We start from the raw sequence: 21,085 nt of genomic DNA on the forward strand, positions 1-21,085 counted from the left end.
ACATAAGCGAGACCGACCCGATGCTGCAAGACGCCGCCGCGCAGGCCTCCAAACCCGCCGCACCCGAGCCCTGGGCGGAGCCCGTCGCCACGGCCCTGCTGGTGCTGGCGGACGGGACCATCCTGGAGGGCTTCGGCATCGGCCGGACGGGAATCGCCGACGGCGAGGTCTGCTTCAACACGGCGATGACCGGGTACCAGGAGATCCTGACCGACCCGTCCTATGCCGGGCAGATCGTCACCTTCACGTTCCCGCATATCGGCAATGTCGGCACCAACGACGAGGATCTGGAAAGCCTCGAGGCGGCCCCGGCCTCGGGCGTGCGCGGCACCGTGATCGCCTCGGCGGTGACCAAGCCGTCGAGCTGGCGGTCGTCGTCGCATCTCGACGGCTGGCTCGACGCCCGCGGCATCGTCGGCATCACCGGAATCGACACCCGGGCGCTCACCGCCCGCATCCGCGACCATGGCATGCCCAACGCCGTGATCGCCAACGATCCCGAAGGCCGGTTCGACCGGGAGGCCCTGAAGGCGCGCGCCGCGGCGCTGGCGCCGATGGAGGGCTTGGACCTCGTGCCGCCGGTGACCAGCCGCGCGAACTCGGAATGGTCGGAGACCATCTGGGCGCTCGGCGACGGCTACGGCAAGCGCGCGCCCGGCGAGGGCCTGAAGGTGGTGGCGATCGATTACGGCGTGAAGCGCAACATCCTGCGGCTGCTGGCCCAGGCCGGCTGCGACGTCACCGTGGTGCCGGCCACCACCAGCGCCGAGGAGATTCTGGCGCTGAAGCCGGACGGTGTGTTCCTGTCCAACGGCCCCGGCGATCCGGCGGCGACCGGCGCCTACGCCGTGCCGGTGATCCGCAAGCTGCTGGACGAGAAGGTGCCGACCTTCGGCATCTGCCTGGGCCACCAGCTCATGGGCCTCGCGCTCGGCGGCCGGACGCTGAAGATGGGCCAGGGCCATCATGGGGCGAATCACCCGGTCAAGGACAAGACCACCGGCCGCGTCGAGATCGTCTCGATGAACCACGGCTTCGCGGTGGATCCCGCGAGCCTGCCGGCCAGCGCGGTCGAGACCCACGTCTCGCTGTTCGACGGCTCGAATTGCGGGCTCACCCTCACCGACCGGCCGGCCTTCTCGGTGCAGCACCACCCGGAGGCCTCGCCGGGCCCGCGCGACAGCCACTACCTGTTCGAGCGCTTCGTCGCGCTCATGCGCTCGGGCGCACCGGAGACGGCGAAGGACGCCTGACCGATCGGCGCCGGCGCGGTCCCATTCAGGCCGCGCCGGGGTCACAAAATCCGCGAATTCCGGCGGCCTATAGAACCCATCGACGGGCCGCACATGGCGGTTCCGTCAGGGGGATTGCCGGATGACCATCGACGAGGCGCGCGACGACTTCTCCCGCCTGCACCGGACGTTCACGTTCCATCTCGGTGTCGCGGCCGGCCTCGCCTGGGCGACCGCGCTCTACGCCGCCCTCTACGCCCCCTGGGTGCGCAACATCCGCGCCCTGATCGATCCGGCCGCCGGCCTCGACCGGGTCGAGAGCACGGTCTCCTACCTGTTCGCGATGCCGGCCGTCCTCGCCTTCGCCTGGGTGTCCTTGTATTTCGGCCGCGAGATGCTGCGCCGGGCGCAGACGCTCTCGAACGTCGCGCTCGAATTCGCCGCCGCCGCCCTGGTCGCCTTCGGGATTTTTTATCTGTCCATCGACCGGGCGCTCGCCGCGCTTCACGCCGGGTTCTGAGCGGGGGGCGGCGGACCGCCCCCGCCGGATCCCTACTGCACCTTCTCGAACAGCGGCTCGAAGCGCTTGGCGGCGAGCTTGCCGTGCTGGACCGCCTTGGCCGCCTCGAGGTTGTCCGGCTTGTCGCCGACCTCGATCAGGCCGACCATGCCCATGATGTAGTGCGGCGAGCACTTGAAGCCGTAGAGTCCGGGCTTGTCGAAGGTCACGGCCTCCTCCTTGCCGACCACGGTCTTGAAGGTCGGCGCGCCCTCGGGCGCCATGCCCTTGATGAGTTCGGCGTTGTGGCCCTTGTCGGCCGGCACGAACCGGACCGTGTCCCCGGGCTGAATCTTCACGAAGGCCGGATCGAAGACCATCATCCCGCCGGGGCCGTTGTTGAGCGTCTTGACGGAGACTTCCGCGGCCTGCGCGCCGGCTGCCGCGCCGAGCAGAAGCATCGCCGCGCTGAACGTTTCCCTGATCATCGTCAATCTCGAATTGTTATCGTTTCAATCGACGGACCCGTCGATCGGACGAGCTTTATGGAGCCGGAAACGACTCGGCAATGCCATTCGTCATCCAGCGAAGACTTCAGAATTATTTGAATCTGGCGTGAGACCCGGGGGCGGCGGCAACACCCCCCGCCATCGCCGAACGCGCACGGCCTTCCAATGCGCCGATCCGCCGTGTAAACGCGGCGCTCAACGACAATCCCGCCACGCGCGTCCGGGAGCAGGGCCGATCCGAGCCGTGCCCGATCGGGCGCGCTTGGCCTGAAAAGGCCGCCAATGCCCAAGCGCACCGACATCTCCTCGATCCTCATCGTCGGTGCGGGGCCGATCATCATCGGGCAGGCCTGCGAGTTCGATTATTCCGGGACCCAGGCCTGCAAGGCGCTCCGCGAGGAGGGCTACCGCATCGTCCTGGTGAATTCGAACCCCGCGACGATCATGACCGACCCGGACATGGCGGACGCGACCTATGTCGAGCCGATCACCCCGGAGATCGTCGCCAAGATCATCGAGAAGGAGCGCCCCGACGCGATCCTGCCGACCATGGGCGGCCAGACGGCGCTGAACTGCGCCCTGTCGCTGCAGAAGATGGGCGTGCTCGCCAAGTACGGCGTGCAGATGATCGGTGCCACCGCGGAGGCCATCGACAAGGCCGAGGACCGGAGCCTGTTCCGGGACGCCATGACCAAGATCGGGCTCGACACCCCGAAGTCGGCGCTCGCCAACGCCTCCGCGGCCAAGAAGGCCGACCGGGAGAAGTTTCTGGCCGAGATCGCTAAGATCGAGGCCGCCAACGCCGACCCGGAGGCGCGCGCCGGGGCGATCACGGCCTTCGAGCGCAAGTGGCAGTCCGGCGAGTCCGAGCGGCGCAAGCGCTACAGCGAGCACGCCCTCGGGCAGGCCCTGATCGCGCTGGCCGAGGTCGGCCTGCCGGCGATCATCCGCCCGTCCTTCACCATGGGCGGCACCGGCGGCGGTATCGCGTACAACCGCGAGGAATTCCTCGACATCGTCGAGCGCGGCATCGACGCCTCGCCGACCAACGAGGTCCTGATCGAGGAGAGCGTGCTCGGCTGGAAGGAGTACGAGATGGAGGTCGTCCGCGATAAGGCGGACAATTGCATCATCGTCTGCTCCATTGAGAATATCGACCCGATGGGCGTGCATACCGGCGATTCGATCACCGTCGCCCCGGCCCTGACGCTCACCGACAAGGAATACCAGGTGATGCGCGACGCATCCCTGGCGGTCTTGCGCGAGATCGGCGTCGAGACCGGCGGCTCCAACGTGCAGTTCGCGATCAACCCCGAGAACGGGCGGATGATCGTGATCGAGATGAACCCGCGCGTCTCGCGCTCCTCGGCGCTCGCCTCGAAGGCCACCGGCTTCCCGATCGCCAAGGTCGCGGCCAAGCTGGCGGTGGGCTACACCCTCGACGAGATCGCCAACGACATCACCGGCGGCGCGACCCCGGCCTCGTTCGAGCCGACGATCGACTATGTCGTCACCAAGATCCCGCGCTTCGCCTTCGAGAAATTCCCGGGCGCCGAGCCGACGCTGACCACCGCGATGAAGTCGGTGGGCGAGGCGATGGCGATCGGCCGCTGCTTCGCGGAATCGCTGCAGAAGGCTCTGCGCTCGCTGGAGACCGGGCTCACCGGCCTCGACGAGATCGAGATCGAGGGCCTGGGCCGCGGCGACGACCACAACGCCATCAAGGCGGCGCTCGGCGTGCCGACGCCGGACCGGCTGCTCAAGATCGCCCAGGCCCTGCGGCTGGGCGTCAGCCACGCGGAGGTCCACGCCTCCTGCAAGGTCGATCCGTGGTTCCTGGAGCAGATCCAGGCGATCGTCGATCTGGAGAACCGGGTGAAGGCCCACGGCCTGCCCGGCACCCCCGGGGCGTTCCGCCAGCTCAAGGCCGCCGGCTTCTCGGATTCCCGCCTCGCCGTGCTGGCGAAGATGGAGGAGGCCGAGGTCCGGGCCAAGCGTCGGGCGCTCGGCATCCGTCCGGTGTTCAAGCGCATCGACACCTGCGCGGCCGAGTTCAAGGCGCCGACCGCCTACATGTACTCGACCTACGTCGCCCCCTTCGCCGGCACGGTGGTGGACGAGGCGCAGCCGACCGACGCCAAGAAGATCATCATCCTGGGCGGCGGACCGAACCGGATCGGCCAGGGCATCGAGTTCGACTATTGCTGCTGCCACGCCTGCTACGCGCTGTCGGAGGCCGGCTACGAGACCATCATGGTCAACTGCAACCCGGAGACGGTCTCGACCGACTACGATACCTCGGACCGGCTGTACTTCGAGCCGCTGACCGCCGAGGACGTGCTGGAGATCATCGAGACCGAGCGGCAGGCCGGCACACTGCACGGCGTCATCGTGCAGTTCGGCGGCCAGACCCCGCTGAAGCTCGCCCGCGCCCTGGAGGCTGCCGGCGTGCCGATCCTCGGCACGTCGCCGGACGCGATCGACCTCGCCGAGGACCGCGATCAGTTCAAGCGCCTCCTCGACAAGCTCGGGATGAAGCAGCCGAAGAACGGCATCGCCTACTCGGTGGAGCAGAGCCGGATCATCGCCTCCGAGCTCGGCCTGCCCTTCGTGGTGCGCCCGAGCTACGTGCTGGGCGGCCGGGCCATGGCGATCATCCGCGACGAGAGCCAGTTCGCCGACTACCTGCTCGGCACGCTCCCGAGCCTGATCCCGTCCGACGTCGTCGCCCGCTATCCGAACGACAAGACCGGGCAGATCAACACGGTGCTGGGCAAGAACCCGCTGCTGTTCGACCGCTACCTGTCGGACGCGGTGTAGATCTACGTGGACGCCGTATGCGACGGGCAAAAAGTGTTCATCGCCGGCATCATGGAGCACATCGAGGAGGCCGGCATCCATTCCGGCGATTCCGCCTGCTCCCTGCCGTCGCGCTCGCTCTCCCCGGAGACCATCGCCGAGCTGGAGCGCCAGACCACCGCGATGGCGCTGGCGCTGAAGGTCGGCGGCCTGATGAACGTGCAGTACGCGATCAAGGACGGCGACATCTACGTGCTGGAGGTGAACCCGCGGGCCTCCCGCACCGTACCATTCGTCGCCAAGGTGATCGGCGAGCCGATCGCCAAGATCGCCGCTCGGGTGATGGCCGGCGAGAAGCTCGCGAGCTTCGGCCTCAAGCGCAAGGAGCTGGCCCACATCGCCGTGAAGGAGGCGGTGTTCCCGTTCGCGCGCTTCCCCGGCGTCGACGTCCTGCTCGGACCGGAGATGCGCTCCACCGGCGAGGTGATCGGCCTCGATGCCAGCTTCGGCGTGGCCTTCGCCAAGAGCCAGCTCGGCTCGGGGACGCAGGTGCCGCGCTCCGGCACGGTGTTCGTGTCGGTGCGCGACGCCGACAAGGCCCGGATCCTGCCCAGCGTGAAGCTGCTGTCCGAGCTCGGCTTCTCGATCCTGGCCACCGGCGGGACGCAGAAATACCTGGTCGAGAACGGCGTGCCGGCCGAGCGCGTGAACAAGGTCCTGGAGGGCCGGCCGCACGTGGTCGACTCGATCAAGAACGGTGACATCCAGCTCGTGCTGAACACGACGGAGGGCGCGGGCGCGCTTTCCGACTCGCGCTCGCTCCGGCGCGCGGCCCTCTTGCATAAGGTGCCGTATTACACCACTCTAGCCGGCGCGATGGCGGCGGCCGAAGGGATCAAGGCCTATCTAGAAGGCGATCTCCAGGTTCGTGCCCTGCAAGATTACTTTGCGGCCTGAGCCTCAGGGTCTAGCTGACTTAACTTCGTGGCCCGGGGAGAGTGCTTCACTCTCGGCCGGGCCTCTTCATTGTGGCGCGAGACGATGACGATAGACAAGGTTCCGATCACGGTGCGCGGTTTCGCGGCTCTCGAGGAGGAGCTGAAGCACCGCCAGCAGGTGGAGCGCCAGCGCATCGTCGCGGCGATCGCCGAGGCCCGCGCGCACGGAGACCTGTCCGAGAACGCCGAGTATCACGCCGCCAAGGAGGCGCAGTCCCACAACGAGGGGCGCGTGATGGAACTCGAGAGCATGATCGCGCGCGCCGAGATCATCGACGTCTCGAAGCTGTCGGGCGACAAGATCAAGTTCGGCGCCACCGTGAAGCTCGTCGACGAGGACACGGAGGAGGAGAAGACCTACCAGATCGTGGGCGAGCCCGAGGCCGACGTGCATGCGGGCCGGGTCTCGATCACGTCGCCGATCGCCCGCGCGCTGATCGGCAAGGGTGTCGGCGACACGGTCGAGGTGACGACGCCGGGCGGCGGCAAGTCCTACGAGGTCGTCGGCGTCCAGTTCGGCGGCTGAGCGCGATGCGTGCGCATGTCCGGGGCTGGCTCGCCGGCCTCCTCCTGCTGTGCGGGCTGGTGCCGGCCTCGGCGGCCGGCGACTTTCCGCCGACCGCGACCTTCTCCGACGTCCGGGTCGACGTGCGGCCCCTGCGGGACAAGGGCGCCGGCCTCCAGGCCGACGCGCTCGCGGCCGACCTGAACGCGGCCCTGCGCAAGACGTTCGCCGGGCGGATCGGTGGTGGCGGACCGCGTCTGGTGGTGGTGGTGACGGCGCTGTCGCTGCGCCCCTATGTCGGCGGCGGCGCCCTGCGCGGCCGGGGCGGCAATTTCGAGACCGACTACCTGGAGGGCGAGGCGCTTCTCGTCGGCCGCAACGGGCAGGTGCTCGGGCGTCACCCGCAGATGACCGCGACCCCGTCGAGCTACGGCGGCGCGTGGTACGCCCCGGATTTCGAGGCCCGGCGGCTGGCGGCGATCGCCGACATCTACGCCCAGTGGCTCGCCCGCGACCTGCCGCGGAATTAGCCCCGGCCCGGCCTGCGGTGTAAGGCGTTTCCGATGAGAAGCATCGACGTGCCGGAGGCGACGCCCGCCCCGCCGGCTCAGACATCCGTGCGGCGCGAGCCCCCTCCCGAACTGTCCCACGCCCGGGCCTGGATCATCACCGACGGCAAGGCCGGCGACGAGAACCAGTGCGTCGGCATCGCCGAGACCCTCGGGGTCCCGTTCGAGATCCGCCAGGTCCCGGCCGCCGGCCCGTTCGGATGGGTCGCCCCGTGGGGGCCGATCGACCCGCGCGAGAGCCCGCGCCGCCGCAACGGCGCCCTGTCCGGGCCCTACCCCGACCTGCTGATCGCCTCGGGCCGCCGGGCGGTGCCGTATCTCCGGGCGCTGCGGCGCGCCACCGACGGGCGGACCTTCACGGCCTTCCTCAAGGATCCGCGGACCGGCGCGGACAGCGCCGACTTCATCTGGGTGCCGGATTACGACGACCTGCGCGGCCCCAACGTCTTCACGACCCTGACCGCGCCGCACCTGGTCACCGCCGCCCGGCTGGAGGCGGCCCGGGCCAACCCGGATCCGCGGCTCGCGAACCTCGACGGCCCGCGCGTGGCGGTGCTGGTGGGCGGCGACAGCCGGCACCTGAGCTACCGCAAGACCGACATGCAGCGCCTCGTGGGCGAGTTGCGTAGCCTGATCGACCAGGGCTGCCGGCTGATGGTGACGATCTCCCGGCGCACGCCCAACCCGCTGCGCGACGCGGTCAAGTCGCTCACGGCCGAGACCGGAGGCTTCCTCTGGGACGGGACCGGCGACAACCCCTACGTCGCCATGCTGGCGCTCGCCGAAGCGATCGTGGTCACGTCCGATTCGGCCAACATGGTCAGCGAGGCGGTGGCGACCGGCGCGCCCGTTCTGCTGTTCGACCTGCCGCGTACCTATATCCGGCATCGGCGGATGTTCGCCGGCCTGGCGATCGCCGGGGCGCTGCGGCCGTTCACCGGTCGCTTAGTCGATCTGCCGTACAAGCCGATCGACGCGACCCCGGTGATAGCCGAGGCGCTCGCCAAGGCTTACGCTGCGCACCGCGCGACCGGACTGACCTGAAGGGACCGAGAGAGATGGCCCACACGCACGCCAAGCTCGTGATCGTCGGATCCGGCCCGGCCGGCTACACCGCCGCGATCTACGCCGCCCGCGCGATGGTCGAGCCGCTGCTGATCTCCGGCTTCCAGCCCGGCGGCCAGCTGATGATCACCACGGACGTCGAGAACTACCCGGGCTTCGCCGAGGCGATCCAGGGGCCGTGGCTGATGGAGCAGATGCGGCTGCAGGCGGAGCATGTCGGGACCAAGATCGTCTCGGAATACATCACGTCGGTCGATCTCAAGCAGCGGCCGTTCCGGTTGGAGGCCGATTCGGGCGAGACCTATTCCTGCGACGCGCTGATCATCGCCACCGGTGCTCAGGCGAAGTGGCTCGGCCTGCCCTCCGAGGCGGCGTTCCAGGGCGGCGGCGTCTCGGCCTGCGCGACCTGCGACGGCTTCTTCTTCCGCGGCAAGGAGGTCGTGGTGGTCGGCGGCGGCAACACCGCGGTCGAGGAGGCGCTGTACCTCGCCAACATCGCCAGGAAGGTCACGGTGGTGCACCGCCGGGACAGCTTCCGGGCCGAGCGGATCCTGCAGGAGCGGCTGTTCAAGCACCCGAACGTCACCGTGCTGTGGCACCGGGAGATCGCGGAGATCTGCGGCGTGCAGAAGCCGGCCCCGGCGGTCACCCATGTCCGGCTCACGGACCCGCGCTCGGGCGAGATCAGCGAGATACCCGCCGACGGCGTGTTCGTGGCGATCGGCCACCAGCCGGCCACCGCGATCTTCGAGGGCCAGCTGCCGATGCGCCACGGCGGCTACCTGTCGGTGCGGCCGGGCACCGCCGAGACCGAGATCCCCGGCGTGTTCGCCGCGGGCGACGTCACCGACGACGTCTACCGGCAGGCGATCACGGCCGCCGGCATGGGCTGCATGGCTGCGCTGGAAGCGGAAAAATTCCTCGCCAACCTGGAGATCGGCGAGACGCCGGTTCAGGCCGCCGCAGCCGAGTGAGACCACGCAGCGCAGGGCCATCGGCGCTGTTGGACCAAAGTCCTGTCAACAACTTCGCGATCTGAACCCTTGCGTCCGACCATGCGCCGGGCGCATAGGGGTTCTGACCGGGCAGGGCTGCAAGCGTTGCATGCCCCAGCAGCGCCGGCCGCGTCCGCGCGGCGTCGGCGGCGTGCGGATCGCCCGGTGATACGCCTGATGCAGCACCGGCCCGGCGCGGGCCGCGCATCGAATGCGGATTCGCGGTGGTGGGGGTTCTCGCCTTGGATTGGGACAAGATCCGGATCTTCCTGAACGTCGCTGAGGCGGGCAGCTTCACCAAGGCGGGCGACGATATCGGCCTCAGCCAATCGGCGGTCAGTCGTCAGATCAGCGCCCTGGAGCGCGAGCTGAAGGCGCCGCTGTTCCACCGTCACGCCCGCGGCTTGATCCTCACCGAGCAGGGCGACCTGCTGTTCCGCGCCGCCCGGGACATGAAGCTGCGCCTGGAGAACACCCGGGCCCGCCTCGTGGAGACATCCGAGCGGCCGACCGGCGACCTTAAGGTGACCACCACGGTGGGGCTGGGCACCTCGTGGCTGTCGCAACGGGTCGGCGAGTTCCTGGACCTCTATCCGGATGTGCGGATCGAGCTGATCCTGACCAACGAGGAACTCGACCTCGCCATGCGGGAGGCGGACGTGGCGATCCGCATGCGCCGCCCGGCCCAGCCGGACCTGATCCAGCGCCGGCTGTTCACGGTGCATTACCACGCGTTCGCCAGCGTCGATTACGTCAAGCGCTTCGGCGAGCCCAAGACCATCGAGGAACTGGACAATCACCGCCTGGTCTCGTTCGGCGGCAACGAGCCGTCCTATCTGCTGGCGGCCCATTGGCTGGCCGATGCCGGGCGCGAGGGCCGCGACCGGCGCAGCGTCCACCTGACGGTGAACAACATCGGCGCGCTCCAGCGGGCCATGGAAGCCGGCGCCGGCATCGGCATCCTGCCAGACTACGCGGTGGACGGCGACCAGCAGCTCACCCAGGTCCTGCGCGACACCGAGATGCCGAGCCTGGAGAGCTACCTGGTCTATGCCGAGGAGATGCGCTCGGTCGCCCGGGTGCAGGCGTTCAGGGACTTCCTGGTCTCGAAGGCGCAGCGCTGGACCTACTGACCGGCCACCCTCCCTGAAGGGCGCGGTTTCATAAGGTCCCCGACCTTTTGCGGGTGCGGGGCAGAGCCCCGCGGATCCGACGGAGTCCGCCAAAGGACCGGAGGCAAAGGACCGGACGCCCTTGGCAATCCCCCCCTCTTCAGCGTCCCGGCCCGTCCCTCACAGGAACAGCCGCTCGCCCTCCAGCCCCTTGTACAGCCCGGCGACCTGCTCGCCGTAGCCGTTGTAGATCAGCGTCGGCACCCGCTCGTCGGTGCCCAGGACCCGCTCGGAGGCCTGGCTCCAGCGCGGATGCGGCACCGCCGGGTTCACGTTGGCCCAGAAGCCGTACTCCGAGGCCTGCAGGCCCTCCCAGAAGGTCTTGGGCCGCTCGGCGGTGAAGGAGATCTTCACCAGCGACTTCGCCGACTTGAACCCGTATTTCCACGGCACCGCGATGCGGATCGGCGCGCCGAACTGGTTCGGCAGCGGCTTGCCGTAGATTCCGGTGACCACGAAGGCGAGGTCGTTGCCGGCCTCGGCCAGGGTCAGCCCCTCGGTGTAGGGCCAGGGGTAGAAGAATGCGCGCTGGCCGGGCGCCATCGCCTTGTCCATGAAGGTCTCGAAGCGGATATACTTCGCCCCGGACGCGGGCTTGGCGAGCGCCACCAGCTTCGACAGGGGAAACCCCGTCCACGGCACCGACATCGACCACGCCTCGACGCAGCGGTGACGGTACAGCCGCTCCTCCAGGCCGATCTTCCGGATCAGGTCTTCGACGCCGATCTCGAACGGCTTTTCCACGAGGCCGTCGATCTTCAGCGTCCAGGGCTGGGTCTTGAGGGCGTTGGCGGCCGGCAGCACCGTCTTGGACGTGCCGAACTCGTAGAAGTTGTTGTACGCACCGCTGAACTGCTCCGGCGTCAACGGCCGGTCCAGCGTGTAGGCGGGGTTGCGCGGTGCCGGGTAGAGCGCCGCATCACCCGCGGCCGCGAGAGCGGAGCGGCCGCCCAGGACGGAGCCGGCGGCCAACCCGGCCGCGGCGCCGAGCAGCGCCCGGCGGTTCAGGAAGACGGCCTCGGGCGTGGCCTCGGTCTCCGGGATCTCCCACCCGCGCCTGCTCCGGATCAACATCGCTTCTCCTCGCCTGTCCCGCGCGAACAACCCACAGATCGGTCGGCACCGACAGGGGTACAACCGCCGCAGTCTCACCATTCGGCGATCGGGACAGACGGTTACGTGCGCGGCCGACGACGATCCGCCGCGGGCCCGCTCAACCGGGCGGCGTCTCGTCCCGCAGGACCCGGCGCAGCACCTTGCCGACATTGGTCTTGGGCAGGGCGTCGTGCAGCACCACCCGGCGGGGCACCTTGTAGCCGGTGAGCTGGGTGCGGGCATGTGCCCGCAGGGCGTCGGTGGAGACCGCCGGATCCTTCATGACCACGTGGGCGACCACCATCTCGCCGGTCTCCTCGCTCGGCGCGCCGACCACCGCGCATTCGAGGACCGCCGGATGGGCCGCCAGCACCTCCTCGACCTCGTTCGGATAGACGTTGAACCCCGAGACGAGGATCATGTCCTTCATCCGGTCGACGATCTTGATCTGGCCGTCCGGCTCCATCACGGCGATGTCGCCGGTGCGGAAGAAGCCGTCGGGCGTCATGGCTCGGGCGGTCTCATCCGGGCGGTTCCAGTAGCCGCGCATCACCTGGGGCCCGCGCACGCAGATCTCGCCGGGCTGGCCCGGCGGAACCGGCTTGCCGGAGGTGTCGCGGATCGAGACCTCGGTGGACGGGAACGGGAACCCGATCGTCCCGGAGAACTCCGTCATGCCGGGCGGGTTGGCGCTCACCACCGGGGATGTCTCCGACAGGCCGTAGCCCTCCAGGATGGTGTTGCCGGTGAGCGCCTTCCACCGCTCGGCCACCGGCCGCTGCACCGCCGTCCCGCCCCCGACGACGAAGTCGAGGTTCGAGAAGTCGACCGTGCCGATCTTGGGGTGGTTGATCAGCACGTTGAACAGCGTGTTCACGCCCATCAGGCACGTGAAGCGGTGGCGGCTGAGGGTCTTCACCATGCCGTCGCAGTCGCGCGGATTGGGGATCAGCAGGCACGATCCGCCGTTGCGCATGAACTGGAAGAAGCAGGCCGTCAGCGCGAAGATATGGTAGAGCGGCAAGGCCGTGACGGCGCAGCGGAGGATGCTCGGATCCTTCGCGTTGAACCAGACCTGCGACTGCTCGACATTGGCCATGATGTTGCGGTGACTGAGCATCGCCGCCTTGGCCACGCCCGTCGTACCGCCGGTGTATTGCAGGAACGCCAGGTCCTCCGGCCCGACCGGCACCGAGGCGTGCGGCATGCCGCTGCCCCGGCGCAGGGCGGTCGTGAACGGCAGCGCCAGCCCGTTGGGCAACTGGAACGGCGGCACGGCCTTGCGCACGTGGCGGCTGGCGAGGTTAATGACCTGACCCTTGAGCCCGAGCCCATCGCCCGGGCCGACCAGGAGGACGCGCTCCAGCGTCACGTCAGGCAGAGCTGCCGCGACGGTCGCACCGAAATTCTCGAGGACGATCAGGAAGCGCGCGCCCGAATCGTTGATCTGCTGGGAAAATTCCCGGGGCGTGTAGAGCGGGTTGACGTTGACCACCGTCCCGCCGGCCGAGAGCACGCCGAACAGGGCCACCGCGTAGGCCGGCACGTTCGGCAGCATGATCGCGACGCGGTCGCCCTTCGCCAGCCCCTGGGCGCGCAGCCAGGCCGCCAGGGCGCGCGCCTGCTTGCCGAGGCCCGCATAGGTCAGGGTCGAGCCGAAGCAGAGCATCGCCGGACGGTCGGCGAAGGCCGCAACGCTGGTCTCGAACAGGTCGACCAGGGTGCCGAGGTTGTCGACGTCGATCTCGGCCGGAACCCCCGGCGGGTAGGCGGCGAGCCAGGGGCGGGGCGAAAGCTGTGCGAACGCCGGATCCATCTCGGACCCGTGCGTGCGTGCCGTGGCACCGTGCTCGATTACGCTGGCCTCGCGCATCGCGTCGTCTCCCGCGAGCCCGACTCTCGACGGTCGGGTCTCGTCCCTACGCAGAACCCTCAGACTGTGGGCGAACCCACCGCCACTAGCAAGGCGCCGCCGTCAGGCGGCCCGACGTAGCCGGCTCAATGTCGTGAGGGCGACGTGCGGCAGGGCGGCGACGACGAGGAGCAGCGCGGCAAGGCCGGCCTCGGGGAGACGCATCCCCCGGAGCGGCCAGGATCCGAATCCCAGCGGGACCGCGAGCCCGATCACGCAGGCGCCGAACCAGAGCGCCAGGTACGCCAGCAATCCGGCCCCGATTCGCCGCAGGCGCGGGCGCAGGGGCCGGTTGGCGGCCAGGGCGGACAGGCCGAGGGTACCGCCGAAGATCGCCGCCGCGACGCCGGCGCCGAGCCCGTAGGCCAGCCACAGGGGCTGATGGGTCAGGAACGCCATCCCGCCGGTGGCGTAGCCGCCGCGCAGGACTAGGCCCCCGAAGGTCGGGTACAGGCCGACCACGATGAGGGCCGCCGTGCCGAGCGACGCGAACAGGATCCTTCGGAAGGTGGAGGCCGGCCCCGGCCCCGCCGCGACCGTCGCGAGATGCGCGATCCCGTAGACGAGCGCGAAGGCGAAGAGCGGATAGCGGGCGATGAAGTAGCCGTAGATCCAGGGCTCGAAAGCCTCCGGCACGGCGGAGCGCTGGCTGAAGCCGGTGATGGTCACCAGCGCCAACGCCGCGAGCATGGCCAGGATCGGGGCTGCAGCGAAAAGGGTTCTTTTTGTAGCTTTCACAGAGACATGAGTCCTGTCACGCGCGACGGACTGCACAGGGCGCGCCCCTATCAAAAATTTGTTCCGTTACCGGCTCCCGGATCACGCTGGCGCCTGAGCACTCACCTTGTCATCCCGGGGCCGCGCAGCGGAGCCCGGGATCCATAGCCGCCGACCGATCGAAACCTGGCCTCGTCGGCGGTTATGGGTTCCGGGTTCGCCTGCGGCGCCCCGGAATGACAAAAGGGGTTTGTCTTGCTGTCGTTGATGCACCAATCGACGGCATCTCCGACGCTGGGCGGCTCAGACCGATGATCCGCCTCACCGCGCCTCGTAATGGTCGCGCACCAGCCGGTCGAGCAGGCGCACGCCCCAGCCGGCGCCCCAGCTGCGGTTGATCTCGCTGGCGTTCGACGACATCGCCACGCCCGCGATGTCGAGATGCGCCCACGGCACCTCCTCGACGTAGCGCTTGATGAACGAGGCCGCGGTGGCGGCGCCGCCATGACGGCCCCCGGTGTTCTTCATGTCGGCGAACTTGGAATCGATCGCCTTGTCGTAGGCGGGGATCAGCGGCATCCGCCAGACCTTCTCCCCCGTGGCCTCGCCGGCGGCGTTGATGTTGGCGGCCAGCGCGTCGTCGTTGGAGAACATCCCGGCGATGTCCTGGCCGAGCGCCACGATGATCGCGCCCGTCAGCGTCGCAAGGTCGACCATCGCCTTCGGCTTGGCGCTGCGGACCACGTGAGTGATCACGTCGGCGAGCACGAGGCGGCCTTCCGCGTCGGTGTTGATGACCTCGATGGTCTGGCCGGACATGGAGGTGAGGATGTCGGACGGGCGGTAGGCGCCGCCGTCGGGCATGTTCTCGACGATGCCGATGGCGCCGACGACGTTGCAGCGGGCCTTGCGGGACGCGAGCGCGTGGAGCGCGCCGACCACGGCGGCCGCGCCGCCCATGTCGCCCTTCATGTCCTCCATGCCGCCGCCCGGCTTGATCGAGACGCCGCCGGAATCGAACACCACGCCCTTGCCGATGAAGGCGACCGGCGCCTCGCCGGCGGGGCCGCCGTTCCAGCGCATGATCACGATGCGCGGCTCGCGGACCGAGCCCTGCGCCACCGCGAGCAGCGCACCCATGCCGAGTTCGCGCATACGCGCCGGCTCGATCACCTCGATCTCGACGCCGAGCTTCGACAATTCCGAGGCGCGCCGGGCGAACTCCTCCGGGAAGAGCACGTTCGGCGGCTCGTTCACGAGGTCGCGCGCCAGGATCACGCCCTCGGACAGGGTCCGGGCGCCCTCGCCCTCGCGGGAGGCCGTGCCGTGCTCGGCGAGCAGGAGGGTGAGCGTGGTGCCGCCCTTGTCCTCGGCGTCGGGCTTCTTCTTGGTCTTGTAGCGGTCGAACGCGTACACGCGCAGGCGCGCGCCCAGCGCAAACTCGCCGGCCTGCGCGGCGCTGACATTCGTGCCCGGCCAGTCGAGCACCACCCGGGCCGCCCGGCCCGCGACCTTGCCGGCGGTGAAGCCGCCGAGCGCCGGCCAGTCGGTCTTGGCCCGGTCCTTCTCGGAGCCGAGCCCGACCACGACGAGCCGGTCGGCGTTGACGCCCGCCGGCGTCGGCAGGCTCAGGGCGCTGAGCGAGCGGCCCTTGAATTTTTCCGAGGCCGCAGCCTTCGCCACGAGGTCGGCGCCCGCGGCGCCGAGGGCTGCCCGGGCCGCCGAGCCGAGGGCGAGGTCGTCGCCGACGAACACCACGAGATCGCCCGATCCCCCCGGGCCCTGGCCGCTCTGCTCCAGGGGTCCGAAACCGATCTCGATACCGTCCGCCATACCCGTCGTCCTGCCCAATGTTCCGCAGCCGTTCCCACGCTCGGGCCATGCCGCGGGGCGTGATCCGCCTTGTGTAGCCGCTGAGGCGGCAAACGCAACGCGGCGCAGCAGCCCTGGAATCGCCCCTTTTGTCGGGTCCCTGGCCCATGAGGGCGCGAGAGGACGGGCGGAACTGCCGGGCCAATGAGGCAGATCGAGCGCTACATCTTTCGGATCGCCCTGGGCGCGAGCCTCGCGTGCCTGATCGGCCTCACCGGCACGATCTGGCTGACGCAGGCCCTACGCGAGCTCGATCTGGTGACCGCCAAGGGCCAGACCCTCCTGGTTTTCCTGTTCGTGACCGGCCTGTCGCTGCCGACGCTGGTGGTGGTGATCGCGCCCGTGGCGCTGTTCATCGGCGCCGTGTACGCGCTGAACAAGCTCAACGGCGATTCCGAGCTGATCGTAATGGCGGCCGCCGGCATGCCGCCCCGCGCGCTGCTGCGGCCGTTCCTGACCCTGGCGCTGATCGTGAGCTTCCTGGTGGGGTTCCTAGTGGTGGTGGTGATGCCCGCGAGCTTCCAGGAGCTGCGCGACGTGATCACCCGGGTCCGGGGCGACTTCATCGCGAACGTCGTCAAGGAGGGGCAGTTCACCCAGCTCGACAACGGCATCACCTTCCACTTCCGCGAGCGCGGGCCCGGCGGCGTGCTCAAGGGCCTGTTCATCCAGGACCGGCGCGAGGCCGGGAAGACCAAGGTCTACCTCGCCGACCGCGGCAACGCCGTCGACATCGACGGGCAGAGCTTCCTCGTCCTGGAGAACGGCAGCGTCCACCAGCAGCAGAAGGACTCGCGCGATTCCTCGATCCTGACCTTCGAGCGCTACACGATCGACCTCGCGGCCTTCGCGCCCCCGGATGCCGACACGATCTACAAGCCGCGCGAGCGCTCGACCTCGCAGCTGCTATTCCCCGACCAGACCGAGGGCTACTACAAGCTGCAGAAGGGCCGGTTCCGGGCCGAGCTGCACGACCGGCTGTCGGCCTGCCTCTACCCGCTGGCCCTGGTGTTCATCGCCTTCGCGGCGCTCGGCGATCCCCGCACCACCCGGCAGGGCCGCGGCCTCGCGGTCGCCGGGGCGATCCTGGCCGTGGTGGGCTTGCGGATCGCGGGCTTCGCCGCGGTGAGCGCGGCTGCACGAAGCGCCGGGGCGGTGGCGGCGATCTACGGCGTCCCGCTCCTGGCGATCGCGCTGTCGGGCCTGCTGATCTTCTTCGGCCCGCGGGTGCGCGCCTTCAACGCCGCGGTGGCGGGCGCCGTGCGCGCCCTGATCCGCGCCCCGCGCCTCGCCCCGGCACGCTGAGCCTGCGATGCTGATCGGTCCGACCCTCGGGCGCTACTTCGCCGCCCGGTTCGCCCGCACGGTGCTCGGCGTCTTCGTCACCGTGTTCGCGCTGGTCTACACCCTCGACTTCGTGGAGCTGCTGCGCCGGGCCGGAGAGGCCGAGGGCGCCTCCACCGGGCTGATGGCGCTGCTCTCGCTCTACCGCACCCCGGCGGTGGCCGAGGGCGTGCTGCCCTTTGCGGTGCTGTTCGGCTCGATGGCGGCCCTGTTGCAGCTCTCGCGAAAGCTCGAACTGGTGGTCGCGCGCGCGGCCGGGATCTCGGCCTGGCAGTTCCTCCAGCCCGGCTTCTTCGTGGCCCTGGCGCTGGGGGCGGTGGCAGTCGGCATCTACAACCCGGTCTCCGCCCTGCTGAAGCAGCGCTCCACCGAGATCGAGGCCAAGATCTTCGCCAAGTCGACCAAGGCGGGGTCCGGCAAGGATCTCTGGATCCGCCAGCGCGGCCTCGACGGCGAGGCGATCATCCGGGCCGAGACCGCCATCGAGGGTACCACGACCCTGGCGGGGGTCTCGGTCTTCACCTTCGACGAGGCCGGCAAGTTCGCCGAGCAGATCGTGGCCGCCGAGGCCACCCTCCACGACGGCTACTGGGCGCTGTCGGACGCCCGCGTGCTCGCCCCGGACGCGCCGCCTGAGTCGTTCGACACCTACCTGATCGCCTCGAACCTGGACCCCGGGCAGGTCCGGCAGCGCTTCACCCCCCCGGAATCTGTGCCTTTCTGGCAACTTCCCACAACCATCGCGCGGACCGAGCGGGCCGGTCTCGACGCCACCCGATACCGTCTTCAGTACGATGTCCTGTGGGCCAGGCCGGTCCTGTTCCTCGCTATGGTGATCGTGGCCGCAACCGTTTCCTTACGGTTCTTCCGCTTTGGTGGGGTCGGTAAACTCGTCCTCGGCGGCGTCGCGGCGGGCTTCGCTCTCTACGTGGTCCGACAGGTCATGGAGGGGCTCGGCGCGTCCGGACTCGTCGCCGCACCGGTGGCGGCGTGGTTCCCGGCCGTGGTAGGCAGTCTTCTCGGTACGCTTACGCTTCTGTACCAGGAAGACGGCTGACGCCCGTGAACCATCGCGGGACGGGAGACGGGTGTGTGAGGTTGGTGGCGGATCACGTCACAGGGGTTGGGTCGCGCGTTGCGTAAGGTCGCCCACATCCTGCGGAAGACGGCCCTCCTGGCCGCGCTGGCGCTCGCCGCGCCGCTGGCCGGGGGCGTCTTGGCGCATGCCCAGGGGATGGCGACGCCGAAGCTCGGCAAGCCGGGCGACAAGCTGTTGGTCGAGGCCAACGAGCTGATCTACGACAACGACCACAACACCGTGACCGCGCGCGGCAACGCCGAGCTTCATTTCGGTCCCCGGACCCTCCAGGCCGACAGCGTGCGCTACGACCGCGGCACCGGCCGGGTCTTCGCCCAGGGCAACGTCCGCCTCACCGAGGCCGATGGCGGCGTCGTGACCGGCGCGCGCATGGAGCTGACAGACGACTTCAAGACCGGCTTCGTCGATGCGTTCCGCGGCCAGCAGACCGTGGAGCGGCGGACCGAGACGGTGCGGACGCGCTTCTCCGCCCCCCGGGCCGAGCGCCTGAACGGCGAGCAGACCAGCTTCGAGTCCGGCAGCTACACCGCCTGCGAGCCGTGCAAGGACAACCCGGAGACGCCGCCGCTCTGGCAGATCCGCGCCAAGAAGATCATCCACGACAACCAGACCCACACGATCTACTTCGACGATTCCACCCTGGAGATCGCCGGGATCCCGGTCGCCTACCTGCCCTATTTTGAGGCGGCGGACCCGACCGTGAAGCGCAAGACCGGCTTCCTGACGCCGCGCTTCATCTCGACCACGGCGCTCGGCCGGGGCGTGTCGCTGCCGTACTTCGTCGACCTCGCGCCGAACTACGACCTGACCATCACTCCGACCCTGCTGAGCCGCCAGGGCGTGCTCGGCCAAGCCGAGTTCCGCCAGCGGATCGACAACGGCTTCTACAACATCCGCCTGTCGGGCATCTCGCAGACGACCCCGTCGGCGTTCCTGCCGAGCCCGCTGGGCGCCGGCGAGCGCGACTTCCGCGGCTCGGTGGAATCGCAGGGGCGGTTCTACATCAACGACCGCTGGCGGACCGGCTGGGACCTCGTCGGCGTCACCGACAAGTGGTTCCTCGACAATTACCGGATCCGCAACCAGAACATCACCACGGACTATTTCCGCGAGGCGACCTCGACCGCCTACCTGGTCGGCCAGGGCGACCGGTCGTGGTTCGAGGCGCGCGGCTACTACTTCAAGGGCCTGTCGAGCTTCGACTGGCAGAAGCAGCAGCCGATCGTTGCGCCGGTGATCGACTATGACAAGCGCGTCAACGGCCCGGCCGAGATCGGCGGCGAGGTCCGGTTCCAGGCCAACATCACCAGCCTGACCCGTGAGACCACCCAGTTCCAGGGCCTGCCCCGCACCTCGAGCTACCTGTTCTCGCCGAGCGTGAACGGCGTCAGCTTCCCGCTCTACCAGACCTGCACGGTGTTCCAGCGCGGCCTGTGCGCCATCGACGGGCTCGCCGGCACCAACACCCGCGCCTCGGCGGAACTGTCCTGGCGCCGGAGCTTCATCGACGATTGGGGCCAGAAGTTCACGCCGTTCGCGTATCTGCGCACCGACGCGTTCTTCACCAACCCGAGCTTCTCCGGCTACCAGAACGACCTCGCCCCCCAGGTCGCCAAGATCGACGACGGCTTCGCCGGCCGGGTGATGCCGGCGGTCGGGCTCGATTACCGCTACCCGTTCGTCGCCAATTTCGGTGCGCTCGGCGTCCACACCCTGGAGCCGATCGGCCAGATCATCGCGCGCCCGTCCGAGACCCGGATCGGCCGCCTGCCGAACGAGGACGCCCAGAGCCTGGTGTTCGACGACACCTCCCTGTTCGAGTGGGACAAGTTCTCCGGCTACGACCGGGTCGAGGGCGGCGTGCGCACCAATCTCGGCGGCCAGTATTCCGTGGTGACGCCCTCGGGCTGGTACACCAACGTGATGTTCGGCGAGTCCATCCAGCTCGCCGGGGTGAACTCGTTCCGCCGGGGCGACATCGCCAATGTCGGGCTGGATTCCGGCCTGGAGACCCGGCGCTCCGACTTCGTCGGGCGGTTCCAGGTCTCGCCGAACCAGAACATCACGTTCATCACCCGCGCGCGGTTCGACCAGTCCGACTTCCACGTCGCCCGGCTCGAAACCGGCGCAACGGCGCGGTTCGCACCGTTCCTGCCGCTCACCGTCTCGGCGTTCTACTCGTATTACGAGGCGCAGCCGCTGCTCGGCTACAGCCATTACCGCGAGGGCGTGACCGCCAGCGCCACCTACAACATCACGCCGAACTGGTTCGTCTCCGGCTCGCTCCTGGTGGACCTGACCCACTACCTCGATATCCGGAACACCTACACGGACGCCCTCTCGGCCTACCTCGCCAACCCGATCGGAACGGTGCCGACCTACCAGAATCCGGGCCGGTTCTACCTCTCCGGCGCGAGCTTCGGCGGCGGCTACCAGGACGAGTGCACGACGATCTCGCTCAACTACATCAACTCGCCGATCGCCACCGCGACCGGCGTCCGCGAGCGCAACCAGACCGTGCTGCTCCGCCTCGAGCTGAAGACGCTGGGCGAAGCGGATCTGCGCCAGAACGTCGGCACCGCCACCACCGCGGACGGCATCGCCACCGTGCGGTAGTTTTTTGGGATTCTTTGGGGAGCCGGTCCTGGCTCGACGTGCGCCCTCCCTCCCCCCTCTGCGGGGGAGGGTGGCCCCCGAAGGGGG

At 69.2% G+C, this 21,085-nt stretch carries 15 protein-coding genes and 1 pseudogene; 11 read left to right on the forward strand and 5 right to left on the reverse strand.

Features of this window, described 5'->3' with window-relative positions; genetic code table 11:
* Nucleotides 1-20: 20 nt before the first annotated feature.
* Together carA and FV233_RS05410 are read left to right on the forward strand one after the other, a co-directional pair.
* Entirely contained in the window at nt 21-1,253 is a 1,233-nt protein-coding gene (carA, locus tag FV233_RS05405; protein WP_147854240.1) for a glutamine-hydrolyzing carbamoyl-phosphate synthase small subunit, read from the forward strand.
* Between the two features lie 121 nt (nt 1,254-1,374).
* Nucleotides 1,375-1,752: a hypothetical protein gene (locus FV233_RS05410; protein WP_147854241.1), complete on the forward strand. Its 378-nt coding sequence runs from the start codon at nt 1,375-1,377 to the stop codon at nt 1,750-1,752.
* Nucleotides 1,753-1,784: 32 nt separating this feature from the next.
* On the opposite strand, the gene FV233_RS05415 is transcribed toward FV233_RS05410, so the two are convergent.
* Nucleotides 1,785-2,219: a pseudoazurin gene (locus tag FV233_RS05415; RefSeq protein WP_147854242.1), complete on the reverse strand. Its 435-nt coding sequence runs from the start codon at nt 2,217-2,219 to the stop codon at nt 1,785-1,787.
* Nucleotides 2,220-2,522: 303 nt separating this feature from the next.
* Between FV233_RS05415 and carB the strand changes: the two are divergent.
* The 6 genes and pseudogenes from carB (at nt 2,523) to FV233_RS05445 (ending at nt 10,304) form a co-directional block, all read left to right on the forward strand.
* Nucleotides 2,523-5,996, forward strand: a pseudogene (gene carB / locus FV233_RS05420) (carbamoyl-phosphate synthase large subunit).
* A 90-nt stretch (nt 5,997-6,086) separates the two neighbouring features.
* Nucleotides 6,087-6,563: a transcription elongation factor GreA gene (gene greA, locus FV233_RS05425; protein ID WP_187277678.1), complete on the forward strand. Its 477-nt coding sequence runs from the start codon at nt 6,087-6,089 to the stop codon at nt 6,561-6,563.
* Between the two features lie 5 nt (nt 6,564-6,568).
* Nucleotides 6,569-7,072: a hypothetical protein gene (locus tag FV233_RS05430; RefSeq protein ID WP_147854245.1), complete on the forward strand. Its 504-nt coding sequence runs from the start codon at nt 6,569-6,571 to the stop codon at nt 7,070-7,072.
* A gap of 33 nt (nt 7,073-7,105) precedes the next feature.
* Nucleotides 7,106-8,155: a mitochondrial fission ELM1 family protein gene (locus FV233_RS05435; RefSeq protein WP_147854246.1), complete on the forward strand. Its 1,050-nt coding sequence runs from the start codon at nt 7,106-7,108 to the stop codon at nt 8,153-8,155.
* A 14-nt stretch (nt 8,156-8,169) separates the two neighbouring features.
* On the forward strand, nt 8,170-9,150 hold the full coding sequence (trxB, locus tag FV233_RS05440; protein ID WP_147854247.1) for a thioredoxin-disulfide reductase: 981 nt from the start codon (nt 8,170-8,172) through the stop codon (nt 9,148-9,150).
* 263 nt (nt 9,151-9,413) lie between these two features.
* On the forward strand, nt 9,414-10,304 hold the full coding sequence (locus FV233_RS05445) for a LysR family transcriptional regulator (RefSeq protein WP_147854249.1): 891 nt from the start codon (nt 9,414-9,416) through the stop codon (nt 10,302-10,304).
* Nucleotides 10,305-10,463: 159 nt separating this feature from the next.
* Here FV233_RS05445 and msrP read toward each other — a convergent pair whose 3' ends face one another.
* From msrP to FV233_RS05465, 4 genes are all read right to left on the reverse strand, one after another.
* Nucleotides 10,464-11,417: a protein-methionine-sulfoxide reductase catalytic subunit MsrP gene (gene msrP, locus FV233_RS05450; protein ID WP_147896861.1), complete on the reverse strand. Its 954-nt coding sequence runs from the start codon at nt 11,415-11,417 to the stop codon at nt 10,464-10,466.
* 139 nt (nt 11,418-11,556) lie between these two features.
* Nucleotides 11,557-13,311 carry an AMP-binding protein gene (locus FV233_RS05455; RefSeq protein WP_238262164.1) on the reverse strand — a complete coding sequence of 585 codons (1,755 nt, stop codon included), beginning with the start codon at nt 13,309-13,311 and terminating at the stop codon, nt 11,557-11,559.
* A gap of 102 nt (nt 13,312-13,413) precedes the next feature.
* The gene (locus FV233_RS05460; RefSeq protein ID WP_147896862.1) at nt 13,414-14,040 is read right to left on the reverse strand and encodes a hypothetical protein; all 627 of its coding nucleotides are present in this window, start codon (nt 14,038-14,040) and stop codon (nt 13,414-13,416) included.
* 348 nt (nt 14,041-14,388) lie between these two features.
* On the reverse strand, nt 14,389-15,900 hold the full coding sequence (locus tag FV233_RS05465) for a leucyl aminopeptidase (protein WP_147896863.1): 1,512 nt from the start codon (nt 15,898-15,900) through the stop codon (nt 14,389-14,391).
* 183 nt (nt 15,901-16,083) lie between these two features.
* On the opposite strand from FV233_RS05465, the gene lptF reads away from it, so the two are divergent.
* The 3 genes from lptF to FV233_RS05480 all read left to right on the forward strand — a co-directional run bounded on the left by lptF (nt 16,084) and on the right by FV233_RS05480 (nt 20,998).
* The gene (lptF, locus tag FV233_RS05470; protein ID WP_147856111.1) at nt 16,084-17,244 is read left to right on the forward strand and encodes an LPS export ABC transporter permease LptF; all 1,161 of its coding nucleotides are present in this window, start codon (nt 16,084-16,086) and stop codon (nt 17,242-17,244) included.
* Between the two features lie 7 nt (nt 17,245-17,251).
* Complete coding sequence (gene lptG, locus FV233_RS05475; protein WP_147856110.1) at nt 17,252-18,340, forward strand: LPS export ABC transporter permease LptG; 1,089 nt, start codon at nt 17,252-17,254, stop codon at nt 18,338-18,340.
* Nucleotides 18,341-18,418: 78 nt separating this feature from the next.
* Nucleotides 18,419-20,998 carry an LPS-assembly protein LptD gene (locus tag FV233_RS05480; protein WP_147896864.1) on the forward strand — a complete coding sequence of 860 codons (2,580 nt, stop codon included), beginning with the start codon at nt 18,419-18,421 and terminating at the stop codon, nt 20,996-20,998.
* The last annotated feature ends 87 nt before the right edge of the window (nt 20,999-21,085 follow it).

It is taken from the genome of Methylobacterium sp. WL7 (assembly GCF_008040085.1).
GTDB classification, from domain to species: domain Bacteria; phylum Pseudomonadota; class Alphaproteobacteria; order Rhizobiales; family Beijerinckiaceae; genus Methylobacterium; species Methylobacterium mesophilicum.

Excerpts from the sequence above, each read along its gene's own strand:
- carA (WP_147854240.1), top strand. The coding sequence starts at position 21 with ATGCTGCAAGACGCCGCCGCGCAGGCCTCCAAACCCGCCGCACCCGAG.
- FV233_RS05410 (WP_147854241.1), top strand. The coding sequence starts at position 1,375 with ATGACCATCGACGAGGCGCGCGACGACTTCTCCCGCCTGCACCGGACG.
- FV233_RS05415 (WP_147854242.1), bottom strand. The coding sequence starts at position 2,219 with ATGATCAGGGAAACGTTCAGCGCGGCGATGCTTCTGCTCGGCGCGGCA.
- FV233_RS05430 (WP_147854245.1), top strand. The coding sequence starts at position 6,569 with ATGCGTGCGCATGTCCGGGGCTGGCTCGCCGGCCTCCTCCTGCTGTGC.
- FV233_RS05435 (WP_147854246.1), top strand. The coding sequence starts at position 7,106 with ATGAGAAGCATCGACGTGCCGGAGGCGACGCCCGCCCCGCCGGCTCAG.
- trxB (WP_147854247.1), top strand. The coding sequence starts at position 8,170 with ATGGCCCACACGCACGCCAAGCTCGTGATCGTCGGATCCGGCCCGGCC.
- msrP (WP_147896861.1), bottom strand. The coding sequence starts at position 11,417 with ATGTTGATCCGGAGCAGGCGCGGGTGGGAGATCCCGGAGACCGAGGCC.
- FV233_RS05455 (WP_238262164.1), bottom strand. The coding sequence starts at position 13,311 with ATGCGCGAGGCCAGCGTAATCGAGCACGGTGCCACGGCACGCACGCAC.
- FV233_RS05460 (WP_147896862.1), bottom strand. The coding sequence starts at position 14,040 with ATGCTCGCGGCGTTGGCGCTGGTGACCATCACCGGCTTCAGCCAGCGC.
- FV233_RS05465 (WP_147896863.1), bottom strand. The coding sequence starts at position 15,900 with ATGGCGGACGGTATCGAGATCGGTTTCGGACCCCTGGAGCAGAGCGGC.
- lptF (WP_147856111.1), top strand. The coding sequence starts at position 16,084 with ATGAGGCAGATCGAGCGCTACATCTTTCGGATCGCCCTGGGCGCGAGC.
- lptG (WP_147856110.1), top strand. The coding sequence starts at position 17,252 with ATGCTGATCGGTCCGACCCTCGGGCGCTACTTCGCCGCCCGGTTCGCC.